General features: G+C 70.8%; 8 protein-coding genes. All 8 read right to left on the bottom strand.

Translation table 11 applies throughout. The features are described 5' to 3' along the window. Positions 1 to 1,089: glycoside hydrolase family 38 N-terminal domain-containing protein (locus tag ACFFNX_RS33925; RefSeq protein ID WP_378209959.1), on the bottom strand; the 1,089-nt coding region annotated here is incomplete at its 3' end. A 134-nt stretch (positions 1,090 to 1,223) separates the two neighbouring features. Further along, entirely contained in the window at positions 1,224 to 1,811 is a 588-nt protein-coding gene (locus tag ACFFNX_RS33920) for a D-sedoheptulose-7-phosphate isomerase (RefSeq protein ID WP_378209958.1), read from the bottom strand. Then, positions 1,808 to 2,785, bottom strand: a complete 978-nt coding sequence (locus ACFFNX_RS33915; protein ID WP_378209957.1) for an ROK family protein — start codon at positions 2,783 to 2,785, stop codon at positions 1,808 to 1,810. The genes ACFFNX_RS33920 and ACFFNX_RS33915 overlap by 4 nt, the downstream gene beginning before the upstream one ends. Before the next feature lie 3 nt (positions 2,786 to 2,788). Next, positions 2,789 to 3,718, bottom strand: coding sequence for a carbohydrate ABC transporter permease (locus ACFFNX_RS33910; protein ID WP_378209956.1), 930 nt, complete (start codon positions 3,716 to 3,718; stop codon positions 2,789 to 2,791). Next, the gene (locus ACFFNX_RS33905) at positions 3,718 to 4,665 is read right to left on the bottom strand and encodes a carbohydrate ABC transporter permease (protein WP_378209955.1); all 948 of its coding nucleotides are present in this window, start codon (positions 4,663 to 4,665) and stop codon (positions 3,718 to 3,720) included. Before ACFFNX_RS33905 ends, ACFFNX_RS33910 begins: the two co-directional genes overlap by 1 nt. After that, complete coding sequence (locus ACFFNX_RS33900) at positions 4,665 to 6,023, bottom strand: extracellular solute-binding protein (RefSeq protein ID WP_378209954.1); 1,359 nt, start codon at positions 6,021 to 6,023, stop codon at positions 4,665 to 4,667. Before ACFFNX_RS33900 ends, ACFFNX_RS33905 begins: the two co-directional genes overlap by 1 nt. Positions 6,024 to 6,799: 776 nt before the next feature. Next, positions 6,800 to 7,927, bottom strand: a complete 1,128-nt coding sequence (locus tag ACFFNX_RS33895) for a LacI family DNA-binding transcriptional regulator (RefSeq protein WP_378209953.1) — start codon at positions 7,925 to 7,927, stop codon at positions 6,800 to 6,802. Next, the coding region (locus tag ACFFNX_RS33890) for an alpha-amylase family protein (protein ID WP_378209952.1) at positions 7,917 to 8,877 on the bottom strand (961 nt) is incomplete at its 5' end. The genes ACFFNX_RS33895 and ACFFNX_RS33890, both read right to left, overlap by 11 nt.

Raw genomic sequence — 8,877 nt, 5'->3', positions numbered from 1 at the left:
GGCGGGCGCGACCGCGATCTGCCGGCTGATGCCCTGGATCGCCCGGTTCTGCAGGCGCGCCGCGATCGAGCGGGCCTCGCCGAGCCGGTCGCGCGCGTCGAAGTACGCGCCGGGCAGCGCCGTGCCGGCCGCCGTGTCGTGGAAGTGGTTGAGCAGCACCTGCCGCCAGGCCGCCTCGAACTCCCCGGTGACCGGCGCCATCGCCGCCACCGCGCCGGCGACCGCCGCCCACTTCTCCGCGGCGGCGAGCGCGTGCTCGGTGGTGCGGATCAGCTTCTTGATCCCCGAGTGCGCCGAGTAGCAGCCGACACCGTGCGGCTGGATCTCCCCGGTGTACTCCGGCAGGTCACCGCCCGCGGCCTCGTCGAAGAACGCGCCGACCGTGGAGAGGACCATCCGCGGGAACTGGTCGCTGCCGTTCAGCTCGATGATGCTGTCGATGTTGGCCCGGGTCGGGCCGCCGCCGTGGTTGCCGACGCCGTAGAAGCACATCAGCGGCTCGGTCGTGTGCGGGAGCTGGGCCAGCGCCTTGCCGACGTGGGTGCCCAGGTGCCCGGCCGGGCTGCAGTACTCGTGCGGGATCCGGTACGTCAGCACCCGGGAGCCGTCCGCCGCCCGCCACCAGAACGTCGGGCCGGGCAGCTCGGCCTCGTGCGGCTGCGGCCGCATGAAGGCGTAGCCGTCCATGCCGGACTTGCTGAGCAGTTGCGGGATCACGGCGTTCTGCCCGAAGGGGTCGACGTTGCAGCCGACCGAGGCCATCGCCCCGAACCGGTCGGCCAGGAACCGCTGGGAGTACAGCGCGTGCCGGACGAACCCCTCGCCGCCCGGGATGTTGCAGTCCGGCTCGACCCACCAGCCGCCGACGATCTCGAACCGGCCCGCGTGCACCTGTTCGCGCAGCGCGGCGAACAGCTCCGGGTCGTGTTCCTCGACCCACGCGAGGTATCCGATGGAGTCGCAGGTGAAGACGAAGTCGGGGTACTCGGCGATGCGGTCGAGGGCGGCGCGGAACGTCGCGCGGGCCTCCTGGAAGCCCTCCTGCCACGGCCACAGCCACACCGCGTCGATGTGCGCGTTTCCGATCATGTGGAGGGGGCCGCGGGTGGCCCGCCCGATCGGCGGGGCAGGGCGGGCGGAGGACGCGTTACGCGGCCGCGGATCCGGTTTCGCGCTGATCATGGTGAAGCGGGGGTTCCTTCCGGTGGTGGGACGCCGGTCCGTTACGAGGACGTGACGGCCCAGCGGTCGATGTGCTCGCTGAGCAGGTGCAACAGCAGGACGTGCGCCTCCTGGACGCGTGCCGTACGGTCCGAGGCGACGGCGAGGACCCGGTCGGCGTACTCGGCCGCCGGTCCGCCGCCGCCGTCCGCGTGCCCGGTGAGCAGCACGGTCAGCGCGCCGGCCTTGCGGCCCGCGGCGAGCCCGGCGACGACGTTGGGGGAACTCCCGCTCGTGGTGAACCCCACGACGACGTCGTCCGGGCCGGCCAGCGCCGTGACCTGGCGGGCGAAGACGTCGTCGAAGGAGTAGTCGTTGCCGATGCACGTCGAGACGGTCGGGTCGGTGGACAGCGTCACGGCGGCGAGCGGCCGGCGCTCGCGGCAGTATCGGCCGATGAGCTCGCCCGCCAGGTGCTGGGCGTCGGCGGCCGAGCCTCCGTTGCCGAAGGAGTAGACGACGCCGCCGCGTGCCAGCCGGGCGCTCACCTCCTGCCCGAGCGACTCGATCCCGGCCACGAGGCCGCGGACCGACTCGATCACGGCGAGGTGCTCGTCGAGATGCTCGACGAGGGAAGGCTGGTCGGTCATGTGGATGCTCCGGTGGAGTCGTCGAGATGGAGGAACGCCGATGCCGCCGCGCCGACGACGCCGACCGTGTCGCCGTGTACGGACAGTTCGACGCGGCCGGCGGCGCCGGCCGGCCGCATGGCCTGCGACAGCGCCGCGCGGCGCACCGGCAGCAGGAGGGCGTCGCCGGCGCGGGTGACCCCGCCGCCGAGGACGACGAGCTGGGGTTCGACCACGTTGATCATGACTGCGAGGGCACGGCCCAGCGCGGCGGTGGTCTCGTCCCACAGGCGCCGGGCGAGAGGGTCGCCCCGCCCGGCGTGGACGGAGACGGTCTCGGCGGTCACCACCGGCGCCTCCCGCAGGGAGGACGCCTCGCCGCCGGCGAGCGCCTCGTCGGCGCGCCGGGCGATCGAGGTGCCCGAGGCGTACGCCTCGATGCATCCGCGCTGGCCGCAGCCGCAGAGGCGGCCGTTCCAGTCGATGATGACGTGCCCGAACTCTCCGCCGTTGCCCGCCGCGCCGCGGTACAGGCGGCCGTCGAGGATGGCGCCGCCGCCCACCCCGGTCGAGACCGTGAGGTAGAGCATGTGGCGGACGCCGCCCCAGCGCCCGTAGTGGTATTCGCCGAGCACGGCGGCGGTGGCGTCGTTCTCCAGGAACGCCAGCCGGCCGTACGCGGCCTCGACCAGGTCGACGATGGGCACGTCGTCCCAGCCCGGCAGGCCGGGCGGGCCCTGCACCCGGCCGGTGACCGGGTCGAGCGGGCCGCCGCAGCCGATGCCGACCGCGGCCACCTCCCCGGCGGTGCGGCCGGCCTCGGCCAGGGCGTCCCGGCCGAGGTCCAGCAGGCGTTTGACGGTCGTCTCCGGACCTTCCTCGACCTTGGTCGGCGTCCGGACGAACGACCGTACGTCGCCGGTCCGGCCCACGACACCGGCGGCCAGTTTGGTGCCGCCGATATCGAGGGCGAGTACGTGATCCCCGAGTGTCACGTGTCAGCCCTTCCGGCCCGTGGTGGCGATGCCCTCGATGATGTGCCGCTGGGCGAAGGCGAAGATCACGATCATGGGGATGGTCGCGATCAGGCTCGCCGCCGAGATGATCTCCCAGTGGTGCTCACCGCCGTTGCCGAACGTGTCGATGATCGACTTCAGGCCGCGGGGCATCGTGAACAGCGAGGTGTTCTGCAGGTAGATGAGCGGCTTCAGCAGGTCGTTCCAGCTCGCCTGGATCTCGAAGATGAACACGATCGCCAGCGCCGGCCGCGCCAGCGGCAGGGCGATGCGCCAGAACAGCCCGAAGAAGCTGCACCCGTCGACGCGGGCCGCCTCGAACAGCTCCCGTGGCAGCGACAGGAAGAACTGCCGCAGCAGGAAGATGTAGAACGCCGACCCGAAGATGTTCTGCGCCCACAGCGGGACCTGCGTGCCGGTCAGGCCGACCTTGTTCCAGATCAGGTAGACCGGGATCATCGTGACCGCCTGCGGCAGCATCATCGTCGCCAGCACCAGGCCGAACAGGATGTTGCGCCCCGGGAACCGGAAGTAGGCGAACCCGAACGCCACGACGGCGCTGCTGATCGTCACCGTGGTGGCGGCCGCGATGCCCACCACCGTGCTGTTGATCAGCCAGTGGAACATGTTGCCGTAGTGCCAGACGTCGGCGAAGTTGGCGACCCGCCAGTGGTGCGGGATCAGCGCGTTGTCGAACACGTCGGTGCGCGGCTTGAACGACGCGCTGATCAGCCACAGGAACGGATAGGTGAACAGCACGCTGGCGAGCGCGAGCACCACCAGGTACGGCGCGCGTTTCCAGGCCGGGAGGCGGTCGCGCCGGCCGGCTCCCGGCGGAGCCGCCTTGTCCTTGCGGGTGGCCGGGCCCTCCGCCATGGGTGTCGCGGTCAGGCCCGCAGGAGAAGCGGCCATCAGTCCCTCTCCCCCTCGTAGTAGACGAACCGGCGCGAGACCCGCACCTGGATCGCCGTGATGATCATGATCACGATGAACAGCAGCCAGGCCAGCGCGGAGGCGTAGCCCATGTGCAGGAAGCCGAAGCCCTGCTGGAACAGGTAGATGACGTAGAAGAGCGCCGCGTCGTTGGAGTAGGTGCTGTTCTGCTGGCCGCCGAAGAACATCGTGTACGCCTGGTCGAACATCTGCAGCGCCGAGATGGTCTGCACGATCAGCGTGAAGAACAGCGCGCCGCTGATCATCGGCAGGGTGATCCTGCGAAACCGCATCCACGCGCCCGCGCCGTCGAGCGCGGCGGCCTCGTACAGGTCCTTGGGCACCTGGCGCAGCGCGGCGAGGTAGATGACGACCATGCCGCCGACGCCCCACAGCATCGTCAGCGCCAGGCCCGGCTTGACCCACGCGGTGTCGGTGGTCCAGTTGGGCCCGTTGATCCCGATCAGGTGCAGCGTGCGGTTCAGCAGGCCCTGGTTGCCGTTGAGCAGCAGCAGGAACAGCGCGCCCGCGGCGACCGGCGGCGTCATCACCGGCAGGTAGAACACGGTGCGGAAGAACCCCGACGCACGGCCGACCCGGTTGAGGATCATCGCCAGGGCCAGCGCCACGACCATCGCGGACGGCACGTAGATGACCGCGTAGACGAGCGTGTTGGCGAGCGCCTTGCCGACCTTGGGATCGGAGAACATCTGCCGGTAGTTCGCCCACCCCACGTTGTGGGGCGAGCTGATGGCGTTGTAGTCGGTGAACGACAGCACGACGCTGGCGATCATCGGGCCCAGCGTGAACACGAGGAACCCGACGATCCAGATGCCGATGAAGCCGTACGCGGCCCGCGTCTCCCGGCGCCGGTCGCCCTTCCGCTTCTCCCGCACACGGGTCGCGGCGGTGGTGACGGCCGCCATCACTTCACCGCGCTGAACGCCTTAGCGGCCTCCGACTGCGCCTGCTTCATGGCGGCGTCGGGCTTTTGCTGGCCGGACAGCACGCGGTTCACCGCGTCCGTCCAGGCCGACTTGATCTCGCTGCCCGCCTTGGACGGCGCGATGCTGAAGGCGTACTCGGTGGAGGCGTAGTAGTTCTGGATGGCCTTGTCGAAGCCGGTGTTGCCGGGCTTGACGTACTTGGCCTTGATCTGCGCGTCGGCGGTGGGGTTGGCGGTCCACAGGCCGGTGAAGATGGACTTGTTCTTCTCCACCGTCGCCTCGCGCGCGGCGCCGGCCTTGAGCCACGTGTCGGTGGCGGTCATGACCCTCATCCAGTTGACCGCCGCGTCCGGGTTCTTGGAGCCCTTCGGCAGGCACCACGCGCTGCCGTTGGAGAAGCTGATCGGCTTGCCCTGCCGGTCGGTGAAGGGAATCGATTCCAGTTCCAGCTTCGGCGTCGCCTGGACGAGGACGTTGACGTACCAGCCCTCCCACGGGAACGCTCCGGCCTGGTCCTTCTGGAACTCGTTCTTGGCGCCGAACAGGTCCCAGGCGTCGCGGAACGCCTTGAACCTCGACCAGCCGCCCTGCTCGTCGATGAGGCCGACCCCGAACGTCAGTGCCTCGATGATCTTGGGGTCGTCGAGCTTCGGCGAGCCGTCGGCGTTGATCAGGTCGGCGCCGTTGGCCTTGGCCCAGAGGGGCAGGAACTCCGGCAGCTTGGGGTCGAACCCGATGCGGGAGAGCTTGCCGCCGCTCGCCTTGTAGAGCTTGACGGCGTTGGTGTGCAGGGTGTCCCAGTCGGTGGTCGCCAGGTCGGCCGCGGTCAGACCCGCGGACCGGAGCGCCTTGCCGCTCATGAGGATGTTGCGGGTGTCGTAGAACTCCGGGACGCCGTAGACCTTCCCCTCGATCGTCACCTCGCGCACGGCCGCGGGCCGGTACAGGTCGGTCTTGAGCCCGGCCTTGTCGAGGTGGTCGTCCAGGGGCTGGACGGCGCCCTTGGCGGCGTACGTGCCGACGAGGTCACGGTCGAGGTACACGATGTCCGGCGGGTTGCCGCTCGCGACCGCGGACAGGAACTGCTGGGGGTCGAAGTCACCCTCGTTGATGTTGACCTGGACCTTCGGGTACGCGCTCTTGAACGCGTCGATGCGCGCCTGGCCGACATCGTCGGGCTTGCCCATGCCCTGAATCGAGATCGCTCCGGTGTCGCCCTTGGACGCACCGCCACCGCCGCTCGTGCTCTTGCCGCCGACACCGCCGCAGGCGCTCGTGATGGCGCCGAGTGCGAGCGCGCCCGCCGAGCCGGTGAGAAAACCGCGTCGGGTGATCATTGCTCACTCCTCACAACCAGCGAATGTCCGGGCCAGGCGTGAAGAGTACGCGGTGACCTGCGGTTTCCGGTTATTTCGGGCACTGCGGGCGCGTGGAGGACCGGGCCGGACATTGAATGTGGCATCGTTACCACAGTGCGGTGACCCTATTTTCGGCCCGCAGTCACTGTCAAGACCATGTTTCGGACCGATTAACGGGCCGTTCTCATCCACGGCACGCGCGACTCACGCGCCGGTCGACGCCGCGGTGTGTGGCGTAGTCCTGGGCGCCTCGTCCACGACGGAGGTTCTGGGACGGCCGCGTCGGCGCCGGACGGTGGCGGCGCTCGTCATTGACGCCCGTCATTTCGGACTTCCGAAACAGGACGCCGACGAGCGATCCGGCCGGCGAAATGACTCATCCGCGTACTCAGGCCGGCGCCGCATTTCGAGCCGCCCGGATTCGACCATCGCGGCTCGGCCGACCGGCCACCCGGCGATCGCATCCGGCGGGGCGGTGGAGCCGCCCTTTCCCAGCCCCGGCCTCCCTGCCAGAAGGCACGATTCCGCTGGTCAGCGACGCGCCAACCGGCGTGCGGCCTACCGGCCTCATGTCGGCGGAGAACAGAGCATGGCAATGCGCTGAATGCGTTAGACGCCGAATCATGTACGGGCGCCGTTGCCCGCGGATGTCCCGTGATCGGCGAATGCGGAATGAACAGCGCGGACTCTTCACCGAGGTCGAACTCCACATCGAGCCGTACGAGGACACGAATAAGGCGGACGCCGAGATCCGCTCAGGCCGTCGGCGCGGCGGCGGCCGGGCCCGGGTCGGGGCGGACGGAGGTGGGCGAGGACTCGCGTGGCGGTGCGGTGGAGCCGCGGAAGATGATCGAGGGCTGGATGTAGCGCACCGTCGTCTGCCCGGCCGGCGCCCCGGCCATGCGGTCGACGACGAGCTGCGCGCAGGCCCGCCCGAGGTCGTCGGTGTGCTGGTCGACGGTGGTGATGCCCGGCGAGACCATCGACATCCACGGCACGTCGTCGAACGCGACCAGCGAGACGTCCTCGGGCATGCGGTGGCCGCCCTGCTGGAGGGCCTGGAAGGCGCCCTCGGCCAGCCGGTTGTTCGCGGCGAAGAGCGCCGTGACGTCCGGCCGGCGCTCGAGCAGCGCGGTCACCGCCTCACGCGCCGTGTCGGGCTGGAACCTGGTCGGCACGACCAGGCCCGGGTCCATCGGCAGGCCGGCCTCGCGCAGGGCCGCGCGGTAGCCCGCGAGACGGCCCGCGCCGGTCGTCCAGTCGGTCTCGTCGATCAGCAGCGCGATGCGCGTGTGCCCGAGCTCGATCAGGTGGTCGGTGATCCGCCGCGCGCCCTGGACGTTGTCGACCAGCACGCCGTCGGTGGTCAGGCCGTCGACCATGCGGTCGGCCTGCACCACCGGGACGCCGTCGTCCATCAGCATGCGCACCGCGCGCTCCGACACCGGCGTGATGATGGCCGCCGAGACGCGCACCGCGAGGAACGTCCGGGCGCCCTCGGCCTCGGCGTCCTGCTCCCCGTCGTTGTTGACGACGATGACGTGGTAGCCGGCCGAGCGCAGTTGCTGTTCGATGCCGGCCGCGAGGTTGGCGTAGAACGGGTTGCGCAGGTCCGAGATGAGCACGCCGACCGCGCGGCTGCTGCGGTTGCGGAGCGTACGCGCGTTGATGTCCGGGACATAGCCGATGCGCTCGGCCGCCTCGAGCACCCGCGCCCGCACGTCGGCCGCGACGTAGCCGTTGCCGCTCAGGGCGCGGGACGCGGTGGAGGGCGAGGTCGCGGCGGCACGGGCGAGGTCCTGGATGGTCGGCCGCCGGCGGGGCTGGGGAGGTTGTGCGCCGTTCGGCCGGTGTCCGGCACCGTCCTCACCTCTACGCCCCATGGTCGATGATTCTATGGCTCGGCGCGGTGAGCCCGTGTTCCGCGCGGTACTCCGCCCAGGCGTCGGCGACCGCGGCCCAGGTGGCCGCCTCGATGCGTCCCGGCACCCAGTCCATCCCGTCGGCGTAGTACAGCGCCGGCACGCCGAGTCGCGGCGCCGCGGCCGCGTACGCCCGCAGGTGCCGATCCCCGGGCAGGCGCCAGCCGTCGGTGTCCACCGGCATCTCCGGGCACGCCGCGTGCACGACCCGCGCCCGGTAGGTCATCTGCTCGACGACGGCCTCATCCGAGGGCGGCACCAGACCTTCGGGGTGGTCGTTGTGCAGCGCGTCGTTGAGCCGGATCATGTCGGTGACGTCGAGGAAGCCCGGGTCCGGCGTGTGGGTGACGATCAGCGAGCCCGGCTTGACCCGCTTCGCCGCCCGGTAGGCGACCGCCAGCAGCTCGTGCAGCAGGTCGAACCCCCACGACGGGCCGGCGTGCAGCAGGGCCGTGCCGGACGGCGTGCGCCCGGTGAAGTCGATCTTCAGGCCGTCGGCGTTCAGCCCGTCCGGGCCCAGCATGTGCGCCATCGCGTCCTCGATCACCGCGCGGCCCTCGGGGCTCTCCGGGTCGATGGCGAGCGGTGTGCCGTCCGGGGCGCGGACGCACGCCTCGGCGGGGGCGCCCTCGGGATCCCACGCCTTCCACCAGAGCAGCACCCGCTGCCCTATCGCCTGCCGGTCGGCGACGAAGCCGGCGAGGTCGGGCCACCTGACGGCGTCGGGCCGGCACGTGGCGTACCGCTCCTGCCACTTGTCGTCCACGACGATCGTGCCGGGGACGATCCCGCGACCGGCCAGGGCGTCCAGCCACTCCTCGTACAGCGTGCGGCGCGACAGCGCGGGCGCGGGCGGCCCGTCCCCGGCGGCCAGCGCGCACTGGGCGCCCCAGCCGCAGAAGATCGGCTGG

Source organism: Actinoallomurus acaciae (genome assembly GCF_042429965.1).
Taxonomy (GTDB): Bacteria; Actinomycetota; Actinomycetes; order Streptosporangiales; family Streptosporangiaceae; genus Actinoallomurus; species Actinoallomurus acaciae.
This window is presented reverse-complemented; position numbering and strand designations above follow the sequence as displayed.

Coding starts and splice junctions, on each gene's coding strand:
- ACFFNX_RS33905 (WP_378209955.1), bottom strand. CDS start 4,665: ATGGCGGCCGTCACCACCGCCGCGACCCGTGTGCGGGAGAAGCGGAAG.
- ACFFNX_RS33910 (WP_378209956.1), bottom strand. CDS start 3,718: ATGGCCGCTTCTCCTGCGGGCCTGACCGCGACACCCATGGCGGAGGGC.
- ACFFNX_RS33900 (WP_378209954.1), bottom strand. CDS start 6,023: ATGATCACCCGACGCGGTTTTCTCACCGGCTCGGCGGGCGCGCTCGCA.
- ACFFNX_RS33920 (WP_378209958.1), bottom strand. CDS start 1,811: ATGACCGACCAGCCTTCCCTCGTCGAGCATCTCGACGAGCACCTCGCC.
- ACFFNX_RS33895 (WP_378209953.1), bottom strand. CDS start 7,927: ATGGGGCGTAGAGGTGAGGACGGTGCCGGACACCGGCCGAACGGCGCA.